General features: G+C 62.0%; 23 protein-coding genes and 2 pseudogenes. 11 read left to right on the plus strand and 14 right to left on the minus strand.

Annotated elements, in window-relative coordinates:
* The 6 genes from pta to tauA all read right to left on the minus strand — a co-directional run bounded on the left by pta (position 1) and on the right by tauA (position 7,559).
* Complete coding sequence (gene pta, locus P3T25_RS41220; protein WP_429362963.1) at positions 1–1,038, minus strand: phosphate acetyltransferase; 1,038 nt, start codon at positions 1,036–1,038, stop codon at positions 1–3.
* 167 nt (positions 1,039–1,205) lie between these two features.
* Complete coding sequence (gene xsc / locus P3T25_RS41225) at positions 1,206–3,008, minus strand: sulfoacetaldehyde acetyltransferase (protein ID WP_154563284.1); 1,803 nt, start codon at positions 3,006–3,008, stop codon at positions 1,206–1,208.
* Positions 3,009–3,177: 169 nt separating this feature from the next.
* Complete coding sequence (phnY, locus tag P3T25_RS41230; protein ID WP_154563282.1) at positions 3,178–4,635, minus strand: phosphonoacetaldehyde dehydrogenase; 1,458 nt, start codon at positions 4,633–4,635, stop codon at positions 3,178–3,180.
* Positions 4,636–4,739: 104 nt separating this feature from the next.
* Complete coding sequence (locus P3T25_RS41235) at positions 4,740–5,660, minus strand: ABC transporter permease subunit (protein ID WP_266242427.1); 921 nt, start codon at positions 5,658–5,660, stop codon at positions 4,740–4,742.
* Entirely contained in the window at positions 5,653–6,468 is an 816-nt protein-coding gene (locus tag P3T25_RS41240) for a taurine ABC transporter ATP-binding protein (protein WP_154563278.1), read from the minus strand. Before P3T25_RS41240 ends, P3T25_RS41235 begins: the two co-directional genes overlap by 8 nt.
* A gap of 32 nt (positions 6,469–6,500) precedes the next feature.
* Positions 6,501–7,559 (minus strand): taurine ABC transporter substrate-binding protein, encoded by a 1,059-nt coding sequence (gene tauA, locus P3T25_RS41245; protein ID WP_154563276.1) that lies wholly within the window; start codon positions 7,557–7,559, stop codon positions 6,501–6,503.
* A gap of 299 nt (positions 7,560–7,858) precedes the next feature.
* Here tauA and P3T25_RS41250 point away from each other — a divergent pair, with 299 nt between their 5' ends.
* Positions 7,859–9,385, plus strand: coding sequence for a PLP-dependent aminotransferase family protein (locus P3T25_RS41250; RefSeq protein WP_429362967.1), 1,527 nt, complete (start codon positions 7,859–7,861; stop codon positions 9,383–9,385).
* Positions 9,386–9,397: 12 nt separating this feature from the next.
* Here the strand turns inward: P3T25_RS41250 and P3T25_RS41255 are convergent, their stop codons facing one another.
* Positions 9,398–10,150, minus strand: coding sequence for an IclR family transcriptional regulator (locus P3T25_RS41255; RefSeq protein ID WP_074288001.1), 753 nt, complete (start codon positions 10,148–10,150; stop codon positions 9,398–9,400).
* A 146-nt stretch (positions 10,151–10,296) separates the two neighbouring features.
* Positions 10,297–11,061, minus strand: coding sequence for an IclR family transcriptional regulator (locus tag P3T25_RS41260; RefSeq protein WP_097393753.1), 765 nt, complete (start codon positions 11,059–11,061; stop codon positions 10,297–10,299).
* Positions 11,062–11,262: 201 nt separating this feature from the next.
* Between P3T25_RS41260 and sauS the strand changes: the two genes are divergently transcribed.
* The 4 genes from sauS (at position 11,263) to P3T25_RS41280 (ending at position 17,000) form a co-directional block, all read left to right on the plus strand.
* Positions 11,263–12,708, plus strand: a complete 1,446-nt coding sequence (gene sauS, locus P3T25_RS41265) for an acylating sulfoacetaldehyde dehydrogenase (RefSeq protein WP_171926661.1) — start codon at positions 11,263–11,265, stop codon at positions 12,706–12,708.
* A complete protein-coding gene (locus P3T25_RS41270) occupies positions 12,705–14,384 on the plus strand; it encodes an AMP-binding protein (protein WP_429362971.1) in 1,680 nt (559 codons plus the stop codon). Before sauS ends, P3T25_RS41270 begins: the two co-directional genes overlap by 4 nt.
* A 155-nt stretch (positions 14,385–14,539) precedes the next feature.
* Entirely contained in the window at positions 14,540–15,922 is a 1,383-nt protein-coding gene (locus tag P3T25_RS41275; protein WP_266242418.1) for an MFS transporter, read from the plus strand.
* A gap of 166 nt (positions 15,923–16,088) precedes the next feature.
* On the plus strand, positions 16,089–17,000 hold the full coding sequence (locus P3T25_RS41280; RefSeq protein WP_429362973.1) for an NAD(P)-dependent oxidoreductase: 912 nt from the start codon (positions 16,089–16,091) through the stop codon (positions 16,998–17,000).
* Between the two features lie 160 nt (positions 17,001–17,160).
* On the opposite strand, the gene P3T25_RS41285 is transcribed toward P3T25_RS41280, so the two are convergent.
* Both P3T25_RS41285 and P3T25_RS41290 read right to left on the minus strand, forming a co-directional pair.
* Positions 17,161–17,904 carry an SDR family oxidoreductase gene (locus tag P3T25_RS41285; protein WP_171926665.1) on the minus strand — a complete coding sequence of 248 codons (744 nt, stop codon included), beginning with the start codon at positions 17,902–17,904 and terminating at the stop codon, positions 17,161–17,163.
* A gap of 50 nt (positions 17,905–17,954) precedes the next feature.
* Positions 17,955–19,244: an epoxide hydrolase family protein gene (locus P3T25_RS41290; protein WP_171926666.1), complete on the minus strand. Its 1,290-nt coding sequence runs from the start codon at positions 19,242–19,244 to the stop codon at positions 17,955–17,957.
* Between the two features lie 222 nt (positions 19,245–19,466).
* Here P3T25_RS41290 and P3T25_RS41295 point away from each other — a divergent pair, with 222 nt between their 5' ends.
* The 3 genes and pseudogenes from P3T25_RS41295 (at position 19,467) to P3T25_RS41305 (ending at position 21,207) form a co-directional block, all read left to right on the plus strand.
* Entirely contained in the window at positions 19,467–20,417 is a 951-nt protein-coding gene (locus P3T25_RS41295; RefSeq protein ID WP_168436010.1) for a GlxA family transcriptional regulator, read from the plus strand.
* A gap of 94 nt (positions 20,418–20,511) precedes the next feature.
* A pseudogene (locus tag P3T25_RS41300) lies at positions 20,512–20,721 on the plus strand (dihydroxy-acid dehydratase); the annotation flags it as partial.
* Positions 20,722–20,745: 24 nt separating this feature from the next.
* Positions 20,746–21,207 (plus strand): VOC family protein, encoded by a 462-nt coding sequence (locus P3T25_RS41305; protein ID WP_154567258.1) that lies wholly within the window; start codon positions 20,746–20,748, stop codon positions 21,205–21,207.
* 91 nt (positions 21,208–21,298) lie between these two features.
* Here the strand turns inward: P3T25_RS41305 and P3T25_RS41310 are convergent.
* Positions 21,299–21,496 (minus strand): annotated as a pseudogene (locus P3T25_RS41310) (LysE family transporter); the annotation flags it as partial.
* Between the two features lie 66 nt (positions 21,497–21,562).
* The gene (locus tag P3T25_RS41315) at positions 21,563–22,210 is read right to left on the minus strand and encodes a VTT domain-containing protein (protein WP_054039163.1); all 648 of its coding nucleotides are present in this window, start codon (positions 22,208–22,210) and stop codon (positions 21,563–21,565) included.
* Positions 22,211–22,346: 136 nt separating this feature from the next.
* On the opposite strand from P3T25_RS41315, the gene P3T25_RS41320 reads away from it, so the two are divergent.
* Positions 22,347–22,874, plus strand: a complete 528-nt coding sequence (locus P3T25_RS41320) for a GNAT family N-acetyltransferase (RefSeq protein ID WP_266243448.1) — start codon at positions 22,347–22,349, stop codon at positions 22,872–22,874.
* A gap of 20 nt (positions 22,875–22,894) precedes the next feature.
* Here the strand turns inward: P3T25_RS41320 and P3T25_RS41325 are convergent, their stop codons facing one another.
* Both P3T25_RS41325 and P3T25_RS41330 read right to left on the minus strand, forming a co-directional pair.
* Positions 22,895–23,956 (minus strand): alkene reductase, encoded by a 1,062-nt coding sequence (locus tag P3T25_RS41325; RefSeq protein WP_429362978.1) that lies wholly within the window; start codon positions 23,954–23,956, stop codon positions 22,895–22,897.
* Between the two features lie 93 nt (positions 23,957–24,049).
* Entirely contained in the window at positions 24,050–24,352 is a 303-nt protein-coding gene (locus P3T25_RS41330) for an ArsR/SmtB family transcription factor (RefSeq protein WP_154567261.1), read from the minus strand.
* Positions 24,353–25,929: 1,577 nt separating this feature from the next.
* Here P3T25_RS41330 and P3T25_RS41335 point away from each other — a divergent pair.
* Together P3T25_RS41335 and P3T25_RS41340 are read left to right on the plus strand one after the other, a co-directional pair.
* Positions 25,930–26,232: an HU family DNA-binding protein gene (locus P3T25_RS41335; RefSeq protein ID WP_266240279.1), complete on the plus strand. Its 303-nt coding sequence runs from the start codon at positions 25,930–25,932 to the stop codon at positions 26,230–26,232.
* Between the two features lie 206 nt (positions 26,233–26,438).
* A complete protein-coding gene (locus P3T25_RS41340; protein ID WP_266240227.1) occupies positions 26,439–26,645 on the plus strand; it encodes a hypothetical protein in 207 nt (68 codons plus the stop codon).
* Positions 26,646–26,875 lie beyond the last annotated feature (230 nt).

Raw genomic sequence — 26,875 nt, forward strand, 5'->3', positions numbered from 1 at the left:
TCACGACGCGAACGGTGTGGTGTGTGCGTCCAGCGGGGCTTCTGCGGTTTGCGCCTGCACGGCAGTCACCGCGATCACGTAGTAGATATCGTCGGCGCTGCAGCCGCGCGAAAGATCGTTGGCAGGTTTTCTCAGGCCTTGCAGCAAGGGGCCGATTGCCTTCGCATCGCCGATCCGCTCAGCCAGCTTGTAGCCGATATTGCCGGCTTCGAGACTCGGGAAAATCAGCACGTTGGCGTGTCCTTGAACCTGCGAGCGCTCGATCTTGCGCATGGCGATCTCGGAGACGAGTGCCGCGTCCAGTTGCACGTCGCCGTCGATCGCCAGATGCGGACGCTGTGCCCTCACCTGGCGCGTTGCTTCCACGACCTTGTCGACTGCCGCGTGCCGGGCGCTGCCGCTGGTCGAGAATGACAGCATGGCTACGCGCGGCTCCTCCATCAGCAGGCTTTGCGCGTTGTCGGCCGCCGCCATGGCAATCTGGGCCAGTTCGCCGGCGTCCGGGTCCACCACCAGCCCGCAGTCAGAGAAGATCAAGCCACCTTTGAGCGTGTGGAAGGGCTCGCACAGCATCATCAGAAAGAAACTCGACACGAGGTTGAAGGACGGATGAATGCCGATGATCTGGATCGCCGTGCGGACCACTTCGGCGGTCGTGTGCACGGAGCCTGCCACCGAGCCGTCGGCGTGACCGAGCCGCACCATCAGGTTGGCAAAGCAGAGGGGCTTGAGGATTTCCTGCGTGGCTTCATCCGGCGTCATGCCTTTCTTGCTGCGCAGTGCGAAGAGCGCTTCGGCAAACGAGGGTGCGAGCGGCGAGGTTGCGGGATCCACCAGCTCCATGCCAGACAGTTCGATGTTTTGCTCGGCAGCGGCCGCGCGGATTCGCGCACTCGCGCCCACCAGCACGATGCGGGCGATGCCTTCACGCGTGGCGCGTTGCGCGGCCTCCAGCATGCGAGGATCCTCCGCTTCGCAGAGCACGATGCGTCTTTGCGAGGAGCGGGCGCGTTCGATGATGCGGTTGATGGCTTTCATGGCACTGGGCGGAAGTCATGGTTGGGGAGGCGGAGGCAGCAAACGGCAGACGGCAAACGGCAAATGGCAAACAAAGAGGCCGGAAACGGCAGGGGAAGCCCCGTTTCCGGCCCGCCGGGCAGTGGGAACAAATCTCCCGCCGCCCGGACCATCAGACAGCGGACGGCTCAGACATAGTCCTTGTACTTGTCGAGCAGGCGCACCGGCTTGGCCAGCGCATCGCGGCGGAACGGATCGCCGAGCTCGCGGGTGCACATGATCTCGATGATGGTGGTCTTGCCCTGGTTCATCTGCGCATCGATCGCACGCTTGAGCGCCGGGCCGACGTCCTCGAGCCGGTCCACTGTGACACCCTCGGCGCCCATCGCACGCGCGATGCCCGCGAAGCTCTGGTTGTCGAGTTCACCGGCGACGAAGCGGCGGTTGTAGAAGTCGACCTGGTTTTTCTTCTCGGCGCCCCATTGCCGGTTGTGGAAGACCACCGCGGTGACCGGAATGTTGTGGCGCACGCAGGTCATGGTTTCCATCAGGCTCATGCCCCACGCGCCGTCACCGGCATAGGAGACCGCGGGGCGATGCGGGGCCGCAACCTTGGCGCCGATGATGGTGGGGAACGCATAGCCGCAGTTGCCCCAGCTCATCGCGGCGAAGAAGCTGCGCGGCTTTTTGAAGCGCAGATAGCTGTTGGCCACCGAGTTGATGTTGCCGATGTCGGTGGAGACCATCACGTCATCCGGCATGGCTTTTTCGAGCTCGCGCAACACCTGGCGCGGGTGCAGATAGTCGCCGCCGCCGGGCGTGCGCTCGTCTTTCTGCTCCTCGATCATGTCCAGGCTGTAGGGGTCGCGCTCGTGAGTCCAGCCGTCGAGTTCCTTCTCCCATGCCGCCTTCTCCGCGGCGATCTGGCCGGCGCGTTCTTCACGCGAGGCGTCGCAGACGAGGGTGCGGCCTTCGAGACGCTGCGTCAGTGCAACCGCGGCGGCCTTGGCGTCGCCGCAGATGCCCACGGAGATCTTCTTCACCAGGCCGAGCATCTTGTGATCGGCGTCGATCTGGATGATCCTGGCGTTCTGCGGCCAGTAGTCCATGCCGTGTTGGGGCAGCGTGCCGAACGGTCCCAGACGCGAACCGAGTGCGATCACCACGTCGGCGCGCTGGATCAGCTTCATCGCGGCCTTGGAGCCTTGATAGCCGAGCGGGCCGCACCACAGCGGGTGGTCGGCGGGGAAAGAGTCGTTGTGCAGGTAGCTGTTGACGACCGGCGCGCCCAGACGCTCGGCGAGCGCCTTGCATTCTTCGATCGCATCGGCCATCACCACGCCGCCGCCGGAGATGATGACCGGGAACCTGGCTTGGGAGAGCAGTTCAGCCGCTTCGTTCAGGCGTTGATCGCCGCCGGGGCCGCGGTCGAGGCGCTGCGGTTGCGGAATCTCGGCCTTGATCTGGCCGTAGAAGTAGTCGCGCGGAATGTTCAACTGCGTGGGGCCCATCTCGGCCAGCGCGCGGTCGAAGCAGCGGCCGGTGAATTCAGCCATGCGTGCGGGATGGGTGACGTGGCCCTGATACTTGGTGAACTCCTGGAACATGGGGAGTTGCTTCGCTTCCTGGAAGCCGCCGAGGCCAATGCCCATGGTGCCGGCCTCGGGCGTGATCATGACCACAGGGCTGTGCGCCCAATAGGCCGCGGCGATGGCGGTCACGCAATTGCTGATGCCCGGGCCGTTCTGGCCGATCACCACGCCATGGCGGCCCGACACACGGGCATAGCCGTCGGCCATGTGGCCGGCGCCCTGTTCGTGCACCACGGGAATGAGGCGAATGCCGGCGGGCGCGAAGATGTCCATGGCGTCCATGAAGGCCGAGCCCATGATGCCGAACATGTCGGTCACGCCGTTCGCGGCCAGGGTTTCGACGAAAGCTTCTGACGGGGTCATGGCCTGCGGGCCGCTGACAGGGGTGTGATCGCTCATGAGGGCTGTCTCCAATGTTTAATGAAACCGGAACAATTTGTTCCGAAAAGTGCTTATCTAAAATGTAGAGCATGCACCTGTGATGGTCAATAGATGATGCAAAATAAACGGTACAAATTGTCTCGAAAATTGATGAATGTGATGCAAGGTGGAATGCGAGGAGAGCGGCTCAATCCCACGGCAGCGAATAGGTCTTCACGTTGGTGAAGCTTTTCATCGCTTCCTGGACGCCTTCCTTGTAGCCAAGACCCGAATCCTTGATGCCGCCGAACGGCGTCAACTCGAGCCGGTAACCGGGCACCTCGCGCACGTTCACGCTGCCCACCTGCAGTTCGGCGATAAAGCGCGTGATGTAATCGAGGCGATTCGTGCAGACCGAAGACGAGAGCCCGTAGTCGGTCGAATTGGAAATCCGGATCGCGTCGTCGATATCGCGAAAGCGGATCACCGGTGACACGGGGCCGAAGGTTTCGTATTTGACGAGCGGCATGTCCGGGGTGACGTGATCGACCGCGGTTGGCGAATACAGCGCGCCGTCGCGACGATTGCCCACCAGAAGCTTCGCGCCGCGGCTGATCGCATCGTTCACCTGAGCTTCAAAGAATTTCGCTGCGGCTTCGTCGATGACGGTGCCCATGTCGGTCGCCGGATCGGCGGGATCGCCATAACGTATGGCGCGGGTTTTCTCCACGAGCAGTTCGACGAAACGGTCGGCCACCGCCTCGTGCACCAGAATGCGCTTGACCGCGGTACAACGCTGGCCGGAGTTCTTGTAGGAGCCGGAGACGGCGAGTGTGCTGGCTTCTTCCAGGTCGGCGTCTTCCATCACGATGATCGGATCGTTGCCGCCGAGTTCGAGCACCGCGCGTCGATAGCCCATCTTGCTGGCGATATATTTGCCGATCTGCACGCCGCCCGTGAACGTGATCAGATCGACGTGCTCGTTCGTGATGAGTTCGTCGGCGATGTCTTTCGGGTCGCCGGTGATGACCTGCAGCATTTCCTGCGGCAGACCGGCCGCATAAAGGATGTCCGCGAGCAGGTACGTGGACAACGGCACTTTCTCGGAGGGCTTGACGACCATGCGGTTGTTGGTCGCGATGGAGGGCACGACTTTGTGCGCAACCTGATTCATCGGATGGTTGAACGGGGTGATCGCGGAAATGACGCCGAGCAGGGGATCTCGCTGGGTGTAGACGCGGCGCTTCTTGCCGTGCGGCGTGAGATCGCAGGAAAACACCTGGCCGTCGTCTTTGAGCGCCTCGTTGGCACCGAATGTCATCACGTCGGCGACGCGGCCTGCCTCGTACAGCGAGTCTTTCTTACACAGGCCGGACTCTGCGGTGATCAGATCGGCAATTTCTTCAGTACGCCGACGGACCATGTCTGCCGCAAGCAGCAGGATCTGCGAGCGCTCGTAGCGCGTCAGCCGCGCGCGATATTGGTGTGCCCAGGCAAAGGCGTGTCGCACGTCGGCAAGTGTCGCCTTGGGCACCGTGCCGACCAGTTCACCGTTATAGGGATTGAAGACTTCGATGATCTCTGCATGCCGGATTCTTTCTCCGCCGATGCGCAGCGCTTCATGACGAACCTGCGGCGACGGCCGGACTTTCTCGATCGAATTCATGCTGCGCTCCAGCGATAACAGACAGCTGAAGTATTGCGGCTGGCACCGCAAGCCGAGTAGTGCCAGCCGCCGCCAATCGCTGAGTCCACGCTGGCCTTCTACAATCACACCCGGCCTTTCCACGGCACCAGCACGCGCTCCATGTGTCGCATCAACAAGTCAAAGCACAAAGCAAAGAAGCCAATGACGACAATGCCCATGATCACCACGTCGCTGGCGAGGAACTCCGCAGCGTTGAGCACCATGAAGCCGAGGCCACTCGTCGACGCCACCATTTCCGCGGCAACCAGTGTCGTCCAACCGACGCCAATACCTATGCGCATACCCGTGAAAATCTCCGGCAGTGCGGATTTCAGGATCACATACAACACCACCTGCGTGCGCGAGGCGCCCATCGAATAGGCCGCATGAATCTGCTCGATCGACACGGAACGCACGCCGGATCGCGCCGCGATGGCGAGTGGCGCGAAGATGGCCAGGTAGATGAGAAAGACTTTGGAGAATTCACCAATGCCGAACCAGATGATGATGAGCGGCAAATAGGCGAGCGGCGGAAGCGGACGATAGAACTCGATGGGTGGATCGAACATGCCCCGCGCAAAGCGCGAGACGCCCATCATCACGCCGATTGGAATCGCGGTCACGCAGGCGAGCGCGAAGGCGCCGAACACGCGCAGCAAGCTGATGCCGGTATGCTGCGCGAGCGTGGAGTTGGCGAAGCCTTCGGTCGCGACGTAGATGAACTTCGCGTACACGGCTTGCGGCGACGGCAGAAAGAGCGGCTTGATCCAGTGCAGGTTAGTCGCTACAAACCATAGCCCGATGAACAGGCCGACCGTGATGAGGCTCGTGACGACGCTACTGCCCTGGCCGGGCACGCCGAAGGTGTCTCCAGGCCGCGCGGGTTTCTTGGCGAGAAGGCGTGGACGTCGACCGGGAGTGCGCGGCGGTTCCATCGGCGTGTCGGAGCCGAGCGAGGTTTGCTGGCCGTGCGCCAACGCATGAGCCCGTTTTGAACTAAACATGTGTCACCTCGGCTTCGGCGGCGTGCATTTTCTCGTCGCCGTAAATGATGCTGAGCACGCGTTCGCGCATCTCGATGAAATCGGGGCTCGACTTGATCGCGCGCGCGTCGCGTGTTTCGAGAAAACGTCGGTTGAAATCCAGCTCATAGGTGTGCGTGACGCGCCCCGGACGCGGCGACATCACGATCAGGTGGCTGGCCAGAAAGAGCGCTTCCTCGACGCTGTGCGTGATGAAGAAGAACATCTTGCTGGTCTTCGTCCAGACGTCGAGCAGCAGTTCCTGAATGGTTTCGCGGGTGAGCGCATCGAGCGCGGCCATCGGCTCGTCCATCAGCAGCATGGCGGGGTCGCAGGTCAGCGCGCGGGCGATGCCCACACGCTGCTGCATCCCGCCCGAGAGCTGATAGATCATGTGCTTGTGAAAGTCCTGCAAGCCGACCAGTGCCAGATTGCGCGTGGCGATCTCGCGCCGCTGCGTTTTCGGCACGCCCTGAAGCTTCAGGCCGAATTCGGCGTTGTCGATCACGTTGAGCCAGGGCAACAGGGCGTGCTTCTGGAACACCACACCACGGTCGGCGCCTGGACCTGCGATCGGCGAACCGCCGAGCAGCAGCTCGCCGCTGGTCGGCGCAATGAAGCCCGCCATAAGCGAGAGCAGGGTGGTCTTGCCACAACCCGATGCACCGAGCGCGACGACGAAGTCGCCCGAGTTGATCGTCAGATTGATGTTGTCGAGCGCGTGTACCGTCTGGCCGGGCTTGCGGCCCGGAAAGACCACGCTCACATTTTTGACTCTCATGCTTTCCATGTTGCCTCCTGAATCGACAGAACCGGCTTACGTCATTTGAGTTTCATTGCCGCTTCGGCATACGCCGGGGTCACGAACTTCGAGTAATCGGGTAACACCGCGCTGATCTGTTTCTGATCCTTCAGGAAGTTGGCCGTGTCTTTCAGCGCGAAGGTTGCGCGGCCCGCGCTGCCACCGCCCAGCCATTGCGAGGAGGCCTGCTCCTGGAGCGTTGGGAAGGCATAGAGCGAGAGCGACGCCGGCACGTCGGCCGGCGAGCCGCCAATCATCTTCGCGATGGCTGCGGCCTGTGGCGAGGTAGCATTCCATTGCGCCGCATTCTTTCGATACTGATCGTCTGCGTCGGAGATGGCTTTCACGAGTTTTGCCATGAAGTCCTTATGCGCCTCGCCCCATTGGCGGTCGACGGCGATCCCGTCGAAGGTCGGTTTGCCGAGCTTCGACAGGTCGCCGGACGTAATCAGGACCTTGCCGCTCTTCTTCAATTGCGCGAGCGCCGGGTCCCAGACGTAGGCGGCGTCGATGTCGCCGCGCTCCCACGCCGCGACCAACTGGTTCGGCTGCATGTTGAGGATCTTCACCTCGGACGGATTGATGCCCCAATGCTGCAGCGCGAACATGGTGTGATAGTGCGTCGTCGAGACGAACGGCACGCCGATCGTCTTGCCCTTCAGATCGGCCGGTTTGGTGATGCCGGAGCCGTTGCGTACGACCATCGCTTCAGCCTGGTTGATGTTGTCCAGAATCCAGAAGAGCTGCAGGTCGAGGCCCTGGCTGACCGCCGCCGCGAGCGGGCTCGAGCCGATCACACCGACCTTCACGTCGCCTGACGCCATGGCGGTCGCGACCTTCGCGCCGGATTCGAATTGCCGCCAGTTGATCTTGTAGCCCGTCTCTTTCTCGATCGAGCCGTTCGCGATCGCGACGACCCATGGGTCGACGATCTGTTGATAGGCTATTGTGACCTCTTTGTCCTGCGCGTGGCTGGCTGGCGCCACCGCGCAGGCGAGCGCGGCGAATGCCGCCACAGTCACGCGGCGCGTCAGATCGCCGAACCAGCGGGACAGCTTTTTGGGGTGATCGCTTTTCATCGTAGGTCTCCAGAATGGCCGTGTAGGTACGCGAATACACGTGAATCCAACGCCCGCCGGCGGGGGCTTGTCCCAATCGCCGGCAATGGGATGATGCGAGTATCGTCAGTAATAAATGTTGCGGGTTAGGGCCAGACGTGGCTGATCGTTGAGTCCACACCGCTGCACCAGAATGGGCCGCCGCGCCGGTCTCGCCGGCAGCCGCCCGAGAGCGGCTGGCAGGCGTTTTTTTGCACGTCCACAATGCCGGTGTCCGTCTTCGTGCGGGCGGGCTCCGCCTATAAAAATCAGGAGAAAGCATGGCAAGTCGCACCTCGGTGGCCCTATGGACCCAGCGGTTCCAGCGCTCATCCGAGTCGAATATGAGCCTCCAGGGCCAGATTCGCCAGATGCTGGTGGCCGCGATTCTGGACGGCCAACTGCTGCCGGATCACGCGTTGCCGTCCAGCCGGGAGCTGGCCGACCAGTTGAGTGTTGCCCGCAATACGGTCGTGCTGGCTTACCAGCAGTTGGTTGAGGAGGGCTATCTGATTTCGCGTGAGCGCAGCGGGCATTTCGTCAACCCGGCGATCCTCGAGGGGCGGCACGAATTTGCGCCGCTGCAGACGGTCCCCGGACAGGCGGCCAATGAGGCGCTTGCAAGGCCGGATTGGGACCAGCGCGTCAGAAGGCGGCCGTCCTTGCAGCGCAATATCGTCAAGCCCGGAAATTGGCTGAGCTACGAATACCCCTTTATCTACGGACAGTTCGACCAGTCGCTGTTTCCGACTAACGACTGGCGCGAATGCTGCATGAAAGCGCTGTCGGTGATGGAGATTCGCAACTGGGCGCCGGACCTGATCGAGCGCGACGACGATACGTTGATCCAGCAGATCCGCACTCGGGTGCTGCCGCGGCGCGGCGTGTTTGCGATGCCCGACGAAATCGTCGTGACGATCGGCTGCCAGCAGGCGCTCTATCTGATCGCGGATCTGCTCGCGAGCGAGCGGACCACGATCGGCTTCGAAAACCCCGGCTATCCGGATGCCCGCAATATCTTCGAGAACCGCAATGCGCGGCTGCAGCCACTGCCTGTAGATAGCGGCGGCGTGCGCCCGGTCGAGGACGCCGATCTGCTCGCGCAATGCGATTACGTCTATGTGACGCCAAGTCATCAGTGCCCGACCACGGCCACCATGCCCATCGAGCGCCGCCACGCGCTGCTGGAACAGGCGCAGGCCCATGACTTCGTCTTGATCGAGGACGACTACGAGAGCGAAAACAACTTCTCAGGCACACCGCATCCGGCATTGAAGAGCCTGGATACCGCAGACCGGGTGATCTATATCGGCAGTCTGTCGAAGACTTTTGCGCCCGGGCTGCGGCTGGGTTATATCGTCGGGCCGCGTGAACTGGTCCGTGAACTCCGTGCGCTGCGGCGCCTGATGGTGCGGCACCCGGCCGCCTATATTCAACGTGCCTTTGCCACCTTTCTGGCGCTCGGACACCACGATGCGCTACTGCGGCGGCTCGCTCACGCCTATCGGGAACGCGCGCAGGCGTTGATGACGGCGCTCGACACCCACCTTCCGGAAGCGCGCTACCTGCCGGTCGGCGGCGGCGCGTCGTGCTGGGTCGAAGGGCCGCCGTGGCTCGATGCGACACAGCTTGCCGCGGACGCGCAGGCACATGGCATCCTGATCGAGCTGGGCCGGGTTTTCTTCATGACGGGACTGGAGCAGAACCACTGCTTCCGGATGGGCTTTTCGGCCATCAAGCTCGAAAAGATCGATGAGGGCGTGCGCCTGCTCGCGGAGCTCGTGCGCGCGCAGCAGCCCGAGGAATAGGCGGGCGGCGCGCTAGAACGTTTTAGCGAGCTGCTGAGCGGCTTCCTGCAGGCGCGGCACGAACTCGAGAGCGCGCGACAGCGGCGCCCGCGAGACCGGCGCATGAACGGCGATCGCCGCGATGCAGGTGTTGTTCTCATCCATCACCGGCGCGGCCACGCACGCGATACCGGCGACAAATTCCTCATTGTCGATGGCAATGCGCTTGTGCGCGGTGCGGTCGAGTTCCGCTTCGAGCAGTTCGGGGTCGGTGATCGTATTCGGCGTGAAGCGTTCGAGCTTCAGCGTGCGGACGAGGGCGCTGCGTTGTTCGCGCGGCAGCATGGCCAGCAGCAGCTTGCCGCTCGCGCTGCAATGCGCCGGTACGTGCGAGCCGGGCTTGAGATCGAGCCGCAACGGCCAGGGCGCTTCGAGCCGGTCGAGATAGAGCACCTCGGTTTCGTGCAGCATCGTGAGGTTGCAGGTCTCGCCGAGATCGGCAACCAGATTCGACAGGATCGCATGCCGCAACCGGCGGGCACCCGAGTGCATCATGACGCCAAGACCGAGTTGCGCGAGACGCGGCCCGATCACGTAGGCATTCTTCTGACCGGGTTCGCGGATCACGAGACCACCGGCTTCGAGCGAAGCCAACATGCGATGCAGCGAGGCCTTCGGCAAGTCGACGTCCTGGGCAATGTCGGCTAGCGACACCGGACCTTCGGCACGGACGAGATGTTCCAGCAGGGCGAACGCGCGCAGGGTGGGAGTATCCGCTTTAGTCATGGTGCCGTTCCGGAAAATGGATCGGCGTCATTGTACCGTGTGCCTTTGTCGGCCATGGTTTTCGCAGGGTTGGGGCGGTTTCGGCGTGCAATTCCAGCGCAGATCATCCCGTTTTTCGGAATGCGCTGCGGTGCGCTATTTCGGCGCTACTGCCGGAATGTCTTGGCGGTTTCCTCCGCGGCCAACCGCAGATCGGGCAGGAAGGCCAGCAGATCGTCGAGTACCACCCGCCCGACCGGCGCCTGGACGGCGATGGCCGCGCACGCGCGATTGCGATCCAGCATGACCGGCACCGCGATCGCGATGAGCCCCTGCAAATGTTCCTGATTGTTGATCGCGAGCTGGCGCCGCCGCGTGATGGTCAACTCCTTGCGTAACTCGCCGCGATCCGTAATCGTCCGCTCGGAATAGGCGCGCAGCGGCAAGGTTTCGATAACCCGTTCGCGCCGGTCTTTGGGAAGAAAGCTGAGCAACAGCTTGCCGCTTGCCGAACAGTGCAGGGGCACGTGCGAGCCCGGTTGAAGGTGCATGCGCAGCGGCCACTCCGTTTCCACCCGGTCCACATAGACCACGTCGTTGCCGGCCAGCATCGTCAGATTGCAGGTCTCGCCAATTTTTGCCACCAGTTGTTCAAGCAGAACATGGCGGGCAGCGGCTGGGCCCGCATGCATCAGCACATTAACCGCCAGCATGCGCACGCGCGGCGAGCACTCATACAGCCTGTCGCCGGCGCTGCGCGTGACCAGCCACGCATCCATCAACTGCACCAGAATGCGATGTACGGTCTGCTTGGGCAGTTCGAGGGCATGGACGAGATCCGTCATGGAAAGCGGGCCGCTTGCCTCAGCCAACGTTTCGAGTACGCGAAATGCACGTACGGCCGCCGCATTCGATTGATTCGAAGTCGCCACGCTGTCTCCGCGATGTCGTAGTTATAAGTTGGATTGTGCATCGGTCTGTTTAGTTTTCGGGACTATGGAAAGTCCCGAATTTCGCACTTTTCGATTCTGGCCCGCTCAGCGCAAGGGATAGTTCAAAAAACGGGACTCCGAAGCAGGTACGGCTCACTAGATTGGTACCAACGCCAATTTTTTCAGTCCGGAGTGAACCGTATGAACGTTAGGGCCACAGAAGCGGAAGCTACGCACGCTGGTACACATAGCGAAGTCGAACGTGTCGTCTCGTTGCTGGTTGCACGTGCGCGCGCCGCACAGCGCGGATTCGAGGTCGCGGGGCAGGACGTGCTCGATGCCGCCACCGACGCCGCCGCGTGGGCGATCATGGAGCCCGCCCGCAACCGCCAACTCGCCGAGCTGGCGGTGCGCGACACCGGTCTCGGCAACGCGGACGACAAGTTCCGCAAGAACTATCGCAAGACGCTCGGTCTGTTGCGCGATCTGCGCGGGCAGAAGACCACGGGGGTGATCGCGCGTCATGACGCCACCGGCATCGTCGAGATCGCGCGGGCGGTCGGCGTGGTGGCGGCGATCACGCCGTCCACCAATCCGGCGGCCACGCCGATCAACAAGATCGTCAACGCGCTCAAATGCGGCAATGCGGTCATCGTGGCGCCTTCTCCGAAGGGCTATTCGTCGTGCGCGCTGCTGATCGAATTCATTCACGCGCAATTCGCCAGAGTCGGGCTCGCGGCCGACCTCGTCCAGATGTTGCCCGCGCCGATCAGCAAGGCGGCCACCGCTGAACTGATGCGGCAGTGCGATCTGGTCGTGGCGACCGGCTCGCAGGCGAACGTGCGGATGGCCTACGCCAGCGGGACGCCCGCATTCGGCGTGGGCGCGGGGAACGTTGCTTCGATCGTCACTGCGTCCGCCGATTTGCACGATGCAGCGCACAAGATCGCGCGCTCGAAAACGTTCGACAACGCCACGAGCTGTTCATCGGAAAACAGCGTTGTGATCGAAGACGCGGTGTACGCGGACATGATGGCCGAACTGACCGCCTGCGGTGGCGTGATGCTCGACGCCGCGCAAAAGGCGCAATTGCAGGCCGCCCTGTGGTCGAACGGCAAGCTGGCGGCACACTGCACAGCGCGCTCGGCCACGGCGATTGCACGCGCGGCGGGCCTCGACGGCATCGCCGCACATGAGCCCGCTTTCCTGATGGTGGAGGAAACCGGCTTCGGCGCTGATTACCCGTTCTCGGGCGAGAAGCTCGCGCCGGTGCTGACCGTTTATCGCGCGGAATCCTTCGACGCCGCTGCCGACATCGTGCGCGGCATCTACGGCTACATGGGCGCAGGACACTCGGTCGGCCTGCATTCCAGCGACTCGGGCCAGGCGGAGCAGCTAGGTTCGACGTTGCCGGTTGCGCGCGTGATCGTGAATCAGGCGCATTGCCTTGCGACCGGCGGCAACTTCGATAACGGCTTGCCATTCTCGCTGTCGATGGGATGCGGAACGTGGGGCCGCAACAATTTCTCGAGCAACCTCAACTTTCACCATTACCTGAACATCACGCGCGTGGCCTACCCGATCGAAGAGCGCGTTCCCGAACTGGATGACGTGCTCGGGGATTTTTTCGTGAGGTATGGCAAATGACGACGCCTCACACAATCCGTGCGTTGATCGACGCGCGTGCCGCGCAGTATCCCGACAAGCCGTTCCTGCTGGCGGCGCCTGAATGTGCTGAAGACGGCGGCGCCGCTACGCAGCGTCCCGACGTGCTGACCTTCGCGGAACTGCGCGACGACTGCCGGGCGCTCGAGACGGTTTTTCATGAAGCAGGCTTGCAGGCCGGCGATGTCGTGTCGGTGTTCATGGGCAACGGCATCCATACGGCAAGGCTGCTGCTTGCGGCGATGTACAGCGGGCTCGTCGCCAACCCGCTCAATCTGTTGTGCCAGCCGACCCAGTTGCGCTACATCGTGGAGCATTCGGACACGCGCATGGTCTTCGTTTCCGGCGAGACGCATGCGGCGATGTCGAGCGCGATTGCGGAGTTGCGCGAGCAGGGATTGACCCGCGACATCGCGTTGTTGCAGACGGCGCCCGATGCTGCTATTGCACCGATGCAGACCGCCGTCGAACCCGCGCTGGCGGAAACGGCGGTATCTATGGATGTGCACGCAAAACCGGCACAGCGCGCGTCACGTGTGACATACGAGGCACAGGCGAGACATACAGACACCTGGGATACCGAAACGCCGTCAAGCAGTGGCCCGGCTGCGAGCGACGTAGCGCTGCTGATGTACACGTCCGGCACCACAGGCGCGCCGAAGGGCGTCCTGCTGGACCAGCGAAACCTGCTGGCCAATGCGCGCAACATCTCGCACGAACATCGGCTTGGGACTGGCGATCGCGTTTTCGCCGCATTGCCGCTTTATCACATCAATGGTCTCGTCGTGACGCTGCTTGCGCCGCTCTTTCATGGCGGCTCGGTGGTCATGGCGCCGCGTTTTTCCGCGCGCACCTACTGGCGCGATGTCGCGCGCCACGGTTGCACATGGATCAACGTGGTGCCGACGATCGTCGCCTATCTGCTCAATAACGACGAACCGTGCACGGTCGATCTGTCCGCGCTGAGATTCTGCCGCAGTGCGTCGGCCGCGCTACCCGTCGATCATCACCGTGCGTTTGAGGCGCGCTTCGGGGTCGGCATCATCGAAACGATGGGCATGACAGAAACCGCCGCCCCAATGTTCAGCAATCCTTATGATCCAGCAAGCCGAAGAATCGGCAGTATCGGCCTGCCGTCAGGCGGCGAGGCAAAGGTGATCGACCGTGACGGCCGCGAATGCGCGCCCGACGAGTGCGGCGAACTGGTGTTGCGTGGCGAACAGGTCATGCGCGGCTATTACAAACGCCCGGGAGAAACGCGTGCGGCCTTCACCGCCGACGGCTGGCTGCGCACCGGCGACCTTGGCTATCGCGACAGCGACGGTTATTTCTACATCAACGGCCGCGCAAAGGAATTGATCATCAAGGGCGGTGAAAACATCGCCCCACGCGAGATCGATGAAGCGTTGCTCAAACACCCCGGCGTGCTGGATGCGGCGGTGGTGGGCGTACCGGATACCGCTTACGGGCAGGAGATCGTCGCCTTCATCGTGCCTCGCATTTCAGAGGGGCCGGGCGCGCTCGACATCGCGGATCTGCGTGAGCACTGTCTGCGCGAACTGGGCCGCTACAAGACACCGAAGGAGTTTCGCTTCATCGCGGAACTGCCTCGTGGACCGTCGGGCAAGGTGCAGCGGCTGAAGCTCGTGCCCACCTGACGGCGCATGCATCGGCATGCGTAGCAGCATGCCCGGATCGCGCTGGAAAGCAGAGGAGGGCGCGAGTCGAGGCGCACGCGGCGCGACGCAGTACGACGTACGGATCGAACGATCACAGACGCCCCCGGCGTCACATAAGAGACACAGGAGACAGCATGCAAACGCACAAGCGGCGTGTGAAGACGCGCCACATCATCCTGGCCGTCATGTGCCTGATGTATTTCATCTCGTACATCGACCGTGTGAATATTGCCGTGGCCGGCCCTATCATCCGGCACGAAATGGGTCTCACGACGGTTCAGCTCGGCCTCGTGTTCTCGGCTTTCGCCTATCCGTACGCGTTCATGCAAGTCATCGGCGGCTGGCTGTCGGACAAGTATGGGCCGAAGCTGGTGTTGACGGTGCTGTCGCTGATCTGGGGGGCGGCGACGCTCGCGACCGGCTTCGCCGGCAGTGTGGCAATGCTCGTCGCGCTGCGCTTCGCGCTGGGCATCGGCGAGGGCGGTGCGTTTCCGACGGCGACGCGCGCCTTTACCTACTGGATGCCGGTGGCGGAGCGGGGTTTCGCTCAAGGCATTACCCATAGCTTCGCCCGCCTCGGCGGCGCGGTCACGCCGCCGCTGGTGCTCGCGGTGGTGGTGGCGGGCGGCTGGCGCGACGCGTTCATTCTGCTCGGCGTGGCGAGTCTCGCGTGGACGGTGCTGTACCTCTGCGTCTTTACGAACTCGCCGGAGCAGAACCGTCGCGTGACGCCAGAGGAAACGGCCGAGATCGGCTATCGCGCGGGTGACTGCGAACGTGCCAAACGTGCGGCCACGCCGTGGCGCAAGCTGGTCCGTCGTATGTGGCTCGTCACGTTCGTCGACTTCTGTTACGGCTGGCTGCTGTGGGTCTATCTGACCTGGTTGCCTTCGTACCTGAAGGAAGCCCGCGGCTTCGATCTCAAACAACTGGCGCTGTTCACGGCGCTGCCGCTGCTCGCGGGCGTGATCGGCGATACCCTGGGCGGCGTCGTTTCGGACCGGCTCTACAAGCGCACCGGCCGGCTGCGCTTTGCGCGCTGCGCCGTGCTGGTGGTAGGTATGGGCGGCTCGCTCGTGTTTCTGCTGCCGATGGTGTCCGCGACTAATCCACTGATGGCGGTGCTGTACCTGTCGGCGTCATTCTTCTTTCTCGAGATCACGAATCCTGTGTTGTGGACCTTGCCGCTCGACATCGGCGGTCGCTACGCGGGCACGGCGGGTGGCATGATGAACACGGGCTTCGGCGTCGCCGGCATGATCTCGCCCGTCGTGTTCGGCTATCTGATCGAGACGACGGGCAGTTATAACGTGCCGTTCACGATTTCCGCGTGCTTGCTCGGGGTGGGGATCGTGGCCGCGTTTTTCATCGATCCGGCGAGAACCGTCGAGGCCGACGAGGAGCGCGAACGGCTCGAAGGCAGGCCGCTGGACAGCATGCCGGCGTTTCTCCAGGCGAGCGCCGCGGTGCGGCTGGAGCGGCATCATCTGCGCCGTCCGCTGCGCTGGTGGAAATAAGGTGTGCGGGCGTGATTGCGGCAATTTAGATAGACTGGGCGGCGTCGCCCGGCTCGATCGATTCTGTTTCGGGAGAGCGTCGCGGAGGCAAAGCGGCCGCCTCGTTGTCGTGCGTGCATACCTGCACCCGATCCACCGAACCGTGGCCACGAGCAACGGATAAGAAATGGAGCCACCTATGAAAGTAGGATTCATCGGCCTCGGCGTGATGGGGCAGCCAGTGGCGCTGAACCTCGCGCGCGCCGGCACCCCACTGATCGTGTGGAATCGCACGCCGGACCGTTGCGCTGCGTTGCGCGACGCAGGCGCGCAGATTGCGGACAGCGCCGCCGACGTCTTCCGGCAGGCCAGCATCGTGATCCTGATGATGGCGACCGATACGGCGCTCGACGCGGTGCTCGGCCGCCACACCGCGGATTTCGCAACGAACGTCGCACAGCACACGATCGTGCACATGGGCACGACATCGGCCGACTATTCGCGCGACCTCGAAGCCGACATCCGCGCGGCAGGAGGGCAGTACGTCGAGGCGCCCGTCTCGGGTTCACGCAAGCCGGCCGAAGCGGGTCAACTGGTGGCGATGCTGGCGGGCGAGCCGGCAGCCGTTGAAGAAGTTCGTCCACTCCTCAAGCCGATGTGCCACGAAACGGTGATCTGCGGGGCGGTGCCAACGGGGCTTCTGATGAAACTGTCGGTCAACACGTTCCTGATTCCGATGGTGACCGCGCTTGCCGAGGCGTCGCATCTCGCGCGACGCTACGGGCTCGACATGAAGCAATTCCAGGCCGTGCTCGACGCGGGCCCGATGGCAAGCAACGTTTCACGCGTGAAGGTCGACAAGCTCGTGAACGAGGATTTCACGGTGCAGGCCTCGATTGTCGACGTGCTGAAGAACAACCGGCTCGCGGCCGAAGCGGCGCGCCATGCGAATCTTGCGTCGCCGCTGCTGGATGTCTGCTTTGATCTGTACACCGAGACTGTTGAGTTGGGTCACGGTCAAGCCGATATGGCGGCCGTCGTGCACGCGATCGAAGCGCGCACCGAGGCGAGGAAAAACGCAAAGGGCGCGCCCCAATAGGACCCGACCGGAGCTTGCCACGGGCATCGAAGCCGTCGAGCGACGTGGCGCTTCGCGATGCCGTTCGTCGCCTTCATATGATTCGATCACGTTCCTAAGTCCAAGTGGACCGGCAAATGCTTGCCATTCCACCCGGACGGATCGATACACGAAGAGCGAATCAGCTTTTGAACTTGTCGTTGAACTGCGTTACGAACGCCGATTCATTCGGACCGACGTTGTTGCGCATCGGTCGTGCAATCTCGACCAGTGCCTCGATTGAATCGGTGCTGAGTTCGCGCATGGTTTGCTCGATATACGGGGCAAGCGGCATGGCTCGTGGTTCGTTCTTGCTGTTCAGCAAGTCGGTCTGAACCCAGGGTGGCGCGATCTCAACCACGCGTACGGACGTATCTTTGAGCACATAACGTAGCGATTGCGTGTAGGAATGAATGGCCGCCTTGGTCGACGAATAGACACCGGCCATTGCCATCGGCACGAAAGCCAGAACCGACGAGACATTGATGATCGTCGCCTTGTCCTGCTGTTTCAGGTGTTCGACAAGCGCGCCCGTCATCCGTATTGGACCCATCAGATTGGTGCTCAGCGTCGACGTCAGCAGCGTTTCGTCAACCGGTGCGCTGAGATCGTCGACATGCATCACACCTGCATTGTTGATCAGCACGTTCAGCGATGGCCATCCGGCGACGAGTTCCTCGGCAACCGAAATGATGTTCTCCGGGTCGGTGATGTCGAGCTCGATCGCCTGCATGCCGGGGTTGGCCGCGATCGTCTCGTCGAGATTCGCGCGGCGCCGTCCGGAAATGATGACCTGATTGCCGAGTCGATGGAATGCTTCGGCGAGACCGCGGCCAATGCCGGAACCGCCGCCGGTAATGAAAATGGTGTTGCCAGTCGTCTTCATCGATTGCTCTTGAGATAAATGGTTTTCATGCATGACTTGATTCGCGTCATTCAACGCAAGGACTTGAATGAAGCCCTGAGTTCTTCCGAGAAAAGCTGAGGCTGTTCCCAGGCCGCGAAGTGGCCACCCTTGTTCACTTCATTGAAGTAGATGAGCTTGTGGTAGCTGCGTTCAGTCCAGCTACGAGGCGCCTGATAGATCTCGCCGGGGAAGACCGTCACTGCCGCAGGGATCGAAATGTCGACCGCGTTGAAGTTGTTCGCATTGTTTTCCCAGTAGAGCTGCGCCGCGGACGTCGACGTGTTGGTCAGCCAATACAGCGTGATGTCGTCGAGCATCTCGTCCTTGGTCAGCGAGCGTTCGGGATTGCCGCCGCTGTAGGTCCAGTCCGCAAATTTGTCGTACATCCATGCTGCCTGGCCAACCGGAGAATCCGCAAGCGCGTAACCCACCGTCTGTGGACGCGTGACCATCATCGCTGCGTAACCGCCGCCGCGTGTATAGAGGCTGTCAAGTGACTTGTACGCGGCTTTCTCCTTGTCGGAAAGGCCGGCCGGCGGTGAGTCGCCCGCTTTCAGCGATTTCGCAACGTCCGGCGGTACCGTCGCCGGCATGTTGACGTGAATGCCGAGCAGTCCGGATGGCTTCTGCGCGGCCATTTTGTCGGCGATCACGGAACCCCAGTCGCCGCCCTGAGCGACGTAGTGCTGGTACCCGAGGCGGCGCATCAGTTCCTCCCAGGCGCGGGCGATATGGTCAGGCGTCCACCCAGTGCCCTTGGGCTTGCCTGAGAACCCGTATCCGGGCATCGAGGGCAGGACCACGTCGAAGGAATCTTCCGCGCGCCCGCCATAGGCGACTGGATCGGTGAGAGGCCCGATGACTTTCAGTTCCTCGAATACCGAGCCGGGCCAGCCATGGGTCATGATCATCGGCAGCGCGTTTGGATTGCGTGAGCGTACCCAGATGAAGTGAATATCGACTCCATCGATTGTGGTGACATATTGCGGCAGTGCATTGAGCCTCGCCTCGGCCTTGCGCCAGTCGTAGCCCGTGCCCCAGTAGTTCACGAGGTCCTTCAGCCTGGCGAGTTGCGCGCCTTGAGATCGGTCGTCGACCGTCTCCTTGTCCGGCCAGCGGGTCGCCGCGATGCGTTTGCGCAGATCGGCGAGTTGGGCGTTGGAAAAATGGGCGTGGAACGGGCGGATCGCCGTATCGCCGGTCGATGCGGGTGCGGGCAATTCGTCAGCAGCAAGGACGGGCGGCGCAAAAGCGGCCGCAGTGAGAAAGCTCAGGCTAAACACGCGCGCCGTCAACGAGCCGAACGCGAGTCGACGCATGGATGAAATCGAGAACATATATACGTATGCCTAATTAAATGGGAGGTATAAGTCTGATCAAATGGAAGATCAACGAGATCGTGTCGCTACGGACGCGGTGTGCGCACAGCGCGTCCGCGTAACGCAACCCGTGCTCCCTACCGATATTTATACTGTCAATTGTTGGTGGCTCAAAGGACGTATAAACTACGGTTTCAGGACGTGCTCGTTCGGGAGGCAGCCGTGCCGACTGTTGCGTTTGTGGTGTTCGACGGCTTCTATTCCATGGCACTCGTTGCACAATCCGTGTTCGAGTTCGCAAACGTGGCGATCGGTGAACCGTTCTATCAGACGCTCAACGTTTCCGAAGCAGGCGGCCTGGTGCGCGCTTCGAGCGGTTTGACGGTCTTGACCGAGGCGATCGACGATCGCGTATTCGACACAGTCATCTTCGCCGGAAGCAACCCTGTCACCGTCGTACCGCCGCCAGGTGTGCTCGCGTACGTGCGTCGCAGCGCTGAGACCGCGCGGCGCACCGCTTCGATGTGCACGGGCGCGTTCGTGCTCGCGGAGGCTGGCTTGCTCGATGGCCGCCGCGCAACCACGCACTGGCACTATGCGCACGATCTACGCACCCGCTTTCCCTCAATTACGGTGGACGAGGATCGGATCTTCATTGCGGACGGGCCGATCTGGACCTCGGCCGGCATGACGGCGGGCATCGATCTCGCACTCGCGTTGGTGGAGAAGGACCTTGGCGCCAAGGTCGCGCGGTCGGTCGCGCGAAACCTTGTTGTCTATCATTGGCGTACAGGCGGACAGTCGCAGCACTCAGCGCTGCTCGAACTCGAGCCAAAGTCCGATCGCATTCAATCCGCGCTGACGTATGCGAAAAAGAATCTCAACGAACCACTTTCGGTCGAGCAATTGGCGGAGGTTGCGCGTTTGAGTCCGCGTCAATTTAGCCGCGCGTTTCGTGCGGAGACAGGACAGACTCCTGCAAAGGCCGTCGAACGACTGCGCATTGAAACTGCGCGCTTGATGCTCGAGGAAAGCCGACACACGATCGATCAGGTCGCCAGCGCGACCGGGTTCTCAGATCCAAGGAGAATGCGGGAGGCATTCCTGCGTGTATTCGGGCAACCGCCGCAAGCATTTCGTCGCAGCGCACGCACGGTGACGGGCGCGCCGTGAGACCGTCTCCTCCCTACGTTTACATGCATCTCATGCCGGGTTTCTCCATGCCCAGGACCAAACCAGACGATTCGCTCGCCGCACCGGCCACCTTGGCACCGCTTTCGGCACCATCGTGTTGCACGTGACGCCTGAGGCGGCCGTCGGTGGCCCGCTAGCCTATGTTCAAAACGGCGATCGTATCCGGCTCAGCGTCGCAACGCGCGAAATCACGCTGCTCGTGTCGGACTCCGAACTGGCACGCCGCGCGGCCGCCGCGCCCGCAGACGTACCGACGGCCGAACGCGGGTATCGGAAACTGTTCAAAGGTTTATAAAAGGAGGCAATCATGAACGAACCGTTTCATCGTCCTTCGCTGGGTGCTGCGGTGTACTACAAGGACCCGTTTGCCGCGCTCGACTGGCTCGAGAAAGCGTTCGGCTTCGAGCGTCAAATGGTGATCACGGAAAGCGACGGCCAGTTGGGCCACTCGGAAATGCGTTTCGGCGACAGCTACGTGATGATCTGCCGAGAATGGTCCGAAGACTCGGCGAGCCCGGCATCGATCGGCGGCAAGAATACGCAATCAGTGCACGTGCAATTGCGCGAGGGGATCGACGAACATTGCGCTCGTGCGCGTGCTGCGGGCGCTGTGATCACGCGCGAGCCGGCGGATCAGTTCTATGGCGACCGTGTCTACGCGGCGCGCGATCCGGAAGGGCACGTCTGGAGCTTCGGCCAGACGGTTCGCGAGGTGTCGCGCGAGGAAGCGGAGCGTGTGAGCGGCCTGAAAATCGAAGGGTGGGTATAAGCGATGGGACTGCCTGCCAGCGTCTCGCTCGACCGTACTCTGGCGGCACTTGCCGATCCGAACCGGCGTCAGGTGGTCGATCTGCTCAGCCAGCACGTGTGGCGAGCAGCGCCCAACCGAAGTCGACGGCCATCAATACGATCAGCATGGCGAGCGTGAGTTCGAACCACGCGACGGTGCCGATGCGCGACAGATCGATGATGGTCGGCAGCAACGCGAGGTAGAACATCATGATCTTCGGATTGCCGAGCGTCACCAGCAGGCCGGCGATGAACGTGCGCCACGGCGAAGACGAGCAAAGCAGACAGCGACGTAGCGTTCCTCCACGAAATTCAGTGAGCACGCAACCATCGGCTTAGTGAGCGCGCAACCTCCGGTTGACAAAACGCCACACGGCGCTCACCAGCAACGATCCGACACCGAGCGAGACGCCCAGCAGCACGATCGAACTCATATGATCGCGCACCAGCGGCACGTTGCCGAACAGATAACCGGCCGCCACTAGCGAGACGATCCACAGCGCCGCGCCGGCGGTGACGAACGACACGAAACGCGCAAACGTCATGCGCGAAACACCGGCGACAAACGGCGCGAACGTGCGCACGACTGCAATGAACGGCGACAGTAAAAAGGTCAGGCCGCCGCGTGCTTCGTAAAACGCGTGCGCCTTGCGCAGTGCGTTCTTGTCGAGCCAGCGGTAGTCGGCGGTATAGACTTTTTCGCCGATGGCACGGCCGATCGCATAGTCGACGATACTACCGGCCACGGTGGCGGCGAACAGCACGGGGATCACGAGCCAGACGTTCAGCGCACCGGTGGCGGCGAGACCGCCGCAGATGAAGATCAGCGGATCGCCAGGCAAAAAGAACAGCGGCAGGAAACCGATTTCGACGAACACGACGAGAAACAGCATCGCGTAGACGGCCGTGCCGTATTGCACGATCAAACCGCTCAGGTGCTGGTCGAAGTGCAGGGCGACCTGCAGCACATGCATGAGATCCATCTTGGGTCGGAAGAGATTTGGGTGTTCGGGATTTTAGTCCCGTCGTGACATGTGCACTTGTTTATTTCTCGGTGCTGATGTCAATATCGGGGCGTGTCTTCCTGAATCGCGCCCGAAAAAAATTTAAGAAACCCCTATGCAATACGCTTCCAACCTCACGTTCCGCCTTGCCGCGCCGCACGATGCGCACGCTATCCGTACGATCGAATTCGAGGCCGGCCAGCGCTTTGTTAGCGTCGGCATGACCGGCATCGCCGATGCACCGCCGATGGAGCTGGAACTCGTCCACCGCAAGATCGACGCGCAGCAGATCGTCGTCGCCGTGGATACTGATGAGACGTGTGTGGGGTTTGTGATGTTCGAGCCGCAGCCTGCGCGCTTCTATGTTCAGGAGCTCGACGTGCTGAGTTCCCATGCCGGGCAACGCATCGGCGCGGGGCTGATCGAGCAGGTCGCGCAACTCGCGCGTGCTCAACAGATAACGCAACTCATTTTGTCGACGTTTCGCGAGGTGCCGTGGAACGCACCGTACTATCGCCGGCTCGGCTTTCGCGATATCGAGGAGGCCGATCTCGATGCGGCACTGATCGCGCGGCGCGACGCGCATATCGCGCGCGGACTCGACGAATCGAAACGGGTGTTCATGCGGCGTGATCTTGCGTGACGCCGCATGAACCGAACGTCTTATTCCACTGCTTCCAGCGTCGGATAATCCACGTAGCCGGTTTCGCCGCGTGCATAGTACGTTGCCGGATTCGGCTTGTTCAACGGTGCATTCGTCTCGAAGCGGCGCACCAGATCCGGATTCGCGATGAACAGTTGACCCCATGCCACCGCGTCCGCTTCACCCGCGTCGAGCACGTGCTGCGCGGTTTCCTTGGTGAACTTTTCGTTCGCGATGTACGGGCCGCCGAATGCCTTCTTCAGTTGCGGGCCGAGGCGGTCGTCGCCGAGCGCTTCGCGGGCGGCGATGAACGCAATCTTGCGCTTGCCGAGTTCGCGTGCCACGTAACCGAAGGTCGCTGCCGGATCTGAATCGCCCATGGCGTGCGCGTCGCGGCGCGGTGCGAGGTGCACGCCGACACGGTTCGCGCCCCAGACGTCGATGCAGGCGTCAGTGATTTCGAGCAGCAGGCGGGCGCGGTTTTCGATCGGGCCGCCGTAGGTGTCGGTACGCTTGTTGGTGCTGTCTTGCAGGAACTGGTCAAGCAGATAGCCGTTCGCGCCGTGCACTTCCACGCCGTCGAAGCCTGCCGCCTTCGCGTTTTCGGCGCCCTTGCGGAACGCGTCGACCACACCGGCGATTTCATCGAGTTCCAATGCGCGCGGCGTCACGTACGGACGTTCCGGACGCACCAGGCTCACGTGGCCTTGCGCCGGGATGGCGCTCGGCGCGACCGGCAGTTCGCCATTGAGGAACAGCGGGTCCGAAATACGGCCGACGTGCCACAGTTGCAGGAAAATCTTGCCGCCGGCTGCGTGCACGGCGTTCGTGACGATCTTCCAGCCTTCCACCTGCTCCTGCGACCAGATACCCGGGGTTTCGGCGTAACCGACACCTTGCGGCGTGACGGACGTGGCTTCGCTGATGATCAGGCCTGCCGTGGCGCGTTCGGCGTAGTACTTCGCCATCAGCGCGTTCGGCACGCGGATTTCTTCGGCGCGTTGGCGCGTGAGGGGCGCCATGATGATGCGGTTCGACAACGTGATGTCGCCAATCTGAAGCGGGTCAAAAAGAGTCGGCATATGAGTTCACCTTGGGTGGCGGGCGCGTGGCCCGGGCCTTAAAAAACTGCGCGATGAAATAAGCGAAAAAACGCGGCGATGCGGATGAAGCGCTCAGAGCTCGGTGTTCATGTGCTCGAGAAAGGCTTGAATGACGGCCTCGTTGCGTTTGAAAAACACCCATTGACCGACCCGCTTCGACGTAACGAGACCGGCGCGCTGCAACGCGGCGAGGTGCGCCGACACGGTGGACTGCGACAGGCCGCAGTGCGCGTCAATCTTTCCTGCGCACACGCCGTGATCGAGCGGGAGCTCCTGGTCGGAGAAATGCGCATACGGCTCGCGCAGCCAGCCGAGAATCTCCCGCCGTACGGGATTGGCAAGCGCTTTGTGAATCGCGTCGATATCGAGCGTCATGTGGATCGGTTTTCAGGGCATCAACTTCAGGGCACCAACAACAGGCAGGCATGGCGCACGTTAGCGGCCATGCATCTGCATCGCTACAAGACGAATCATATATCGGAATTTAACGATATGCTTGAAGCCATTACTCGCCATGGGGTCGATAGTTGTAGACACACAAATTAAGCTGCACTTTCGACATGCACCGCATTTCGCACAAAAAAGAACGCAGCTCCGATTCCATGAAGTGAAATTCCGTTCGGAGATCACCTGCAGATGGGCCTAGGCGGTTGACAGCAAGAACTTTGGTTCTTGGGGGGCGTGGCGCGAAAAAACACGATTCCAATTCCAAATTAAATTCGGAATCCTATATTTAAGTCTGCACTTGGCAAGCTGGACAGACTAGTTCGCGATGATTTCATTTTGCCTTCGTTTTTTCGCTCAATCAGCGCGTTTTGCACGCTGATCGCGCTCGAATCCCAATTCTGAAGCCGTCTGTACGTCTGTTTTCCGCTGGCGGGATGGATGTGTGGGCATCGTGAGCAGATTAGACGTAATGCACGATGAAGCTGTGACCTTGCGGCAGTTGTGGCTACGGGATTTACCAGGGCACGATGGATGGCGACCGCGCAGAAGCACTGCATTCGCAAATTCTTGCGGTTAAGGGGTAGGCCGCATCAGGCACAGACGTGTCGCTGCGCACAGAGTTATTCCGATTGAGCGGCCTCCAAACTCAGTCGAGGGTGTCAGACGCTTGCAGCTAGGTTGGACTCTGATCTGAACGATATAGAGTGCCACTCCAATGTCGTCAGCACCGGGGCGGGTGCATCCGTCGCTCGGCGCCTTGCCAAAAAGTTTTGAAGCACGAGCCGACTAGTTACCTCGCCTATCAGCCTATTAAATCCTCTGCGTTATCAGGGTTGGAAGGGCGCAAAAAAAATGGCCCGCACCTTCGCGGACCCGGTTCTGGCGGAGCAAGGACGGGCGGCCAGTCTCCCGCCAGCCCCGCCTTGCCCCGTTTTGCGGTCGCGTCTCGCTAGCACGGACGACATCTACATCATAGTCACTGCACCGGCACACGGCGGGGTTTTCTGCCGCACCGCGGGCGGGCACCGACCACAATCGCTCCTTAGGATGAGGACTTGCGAAGTATAGGGAATTGAGAAAAAACGCAAAAAATGATGTAAATGAAGGCCCGGATAATCAGAGCTATCATAGCCTTCGTTTCAGGACACTGGCCCTTATATGAACCGGATGACGTCGCCGGATTGACGGGAGCGACCGGAGCCGCGAGAGGCGCGGGCGCAGGCAACAGAAGGCATGGGGCAGTCCGAGGCGTAGTCGATGGTCGCGGCCGGTCGATCCCCGGGGAAGGCCGGGCCTCCGGCGCAGAACCCAGGCCGTTGACCTTTCGCGGTCAGCGTCCCTGACCTTGCATGTGCGAATTTCCTCAGGCGCCTTCAACACGCGAGCGCCCGGTACGACAGGCGGCGACGGGCCGCCATCGGGAGGTGCACCGGGGGCGTGAAACCCGTGCAGTTGCGTGCCGATTGCGCGGAGGCGCGCCGATCGGGTAGGGTGTCGACATCATCATTCACTCAACGAGGAAAAAATCAATGAACAAACAGGAACTGGTGGATGCAGTCGCTGCTGCGACCGGAGAAAGCAAGGCCGCGACGAGTGAGGCGATCGATGCTTTCATTGGCGCGGTCACGGCGGCCGTCAAAAAAGGCGATACCGTGCAACTGATCGGCTTCGGGTCGTTTTCCACGGGCGCTCGCGCCGCGCGGGTGGGCCGCAATCCGGCGACCGGCGCCGAGATCCAGATCCCTGCCGCGAAGACGGTGAAATTCACGGCGGGCAAGGCGTTCAAGGATGCCGTGAACGGGCACTGACAGCCAGCGACAGCCGCAGGCCGCAGGCGTGCCAGCGGCTCACGTTTGCGGGAGCGTCGCGGCCGGAGGCCGGTAGGCCGCGATCGGATGCGCCACTCCGGTGAACAGCCTGGATCCGCCCCGGCCGACCTGGTAGCATCTGGTGCAGAGTTGCCGTAGATGTACATCGGTCTTGCAACCGGTTGGGTCCATATACAAATACTGTTATGGAAAAGAAACGATCGCGGATTCACCAGGAGGCCTTGTGCCCGCCGATCGGGGCGCTGTTGCGCTACCGGACGCGCATTGTGCGCGTCATCGCAGAAGCGCGGGGGCAGCGCGCGATGATCGAATCGCTCGACACCACGGGCCAGACCTTTGTCAGCGCCGTCAAGTGGAACAGCCTGCGTGAGCTAGGCGCCCAGCTTTTCTAGTCCGACGCTGCCTTCAGTTGAGCGGGTTCCGAACCACCAGCTGATTGGGCCAGGACGAACTTCCAGTTTCAACCCGAAACGATTGCCGCAACCTTGACGCGAGTGACGTACCCACGTCGGTGTGGATGCGGATTTAAGAGGGTAGCCCCATGTCCTCCCGGACACAGGGCCCCCGAAGAACGGAGCGTGCGACTTTCACCGCACTCCGCTCGCGCACAGCATTAAGCGTC

The sequence above is a fragment of the Paraburkholderia sp. GAS32 genome (genome assembly GCF_050434225.1).
In the GTDB taxonomy this organism is placed as follows: Bacteria; Pseudomonadota; Gammaproteobacteria; order Burkholderiales; family Burkholderiaceae; genus Paraburkholderia; species Paraburkholderia madseniana.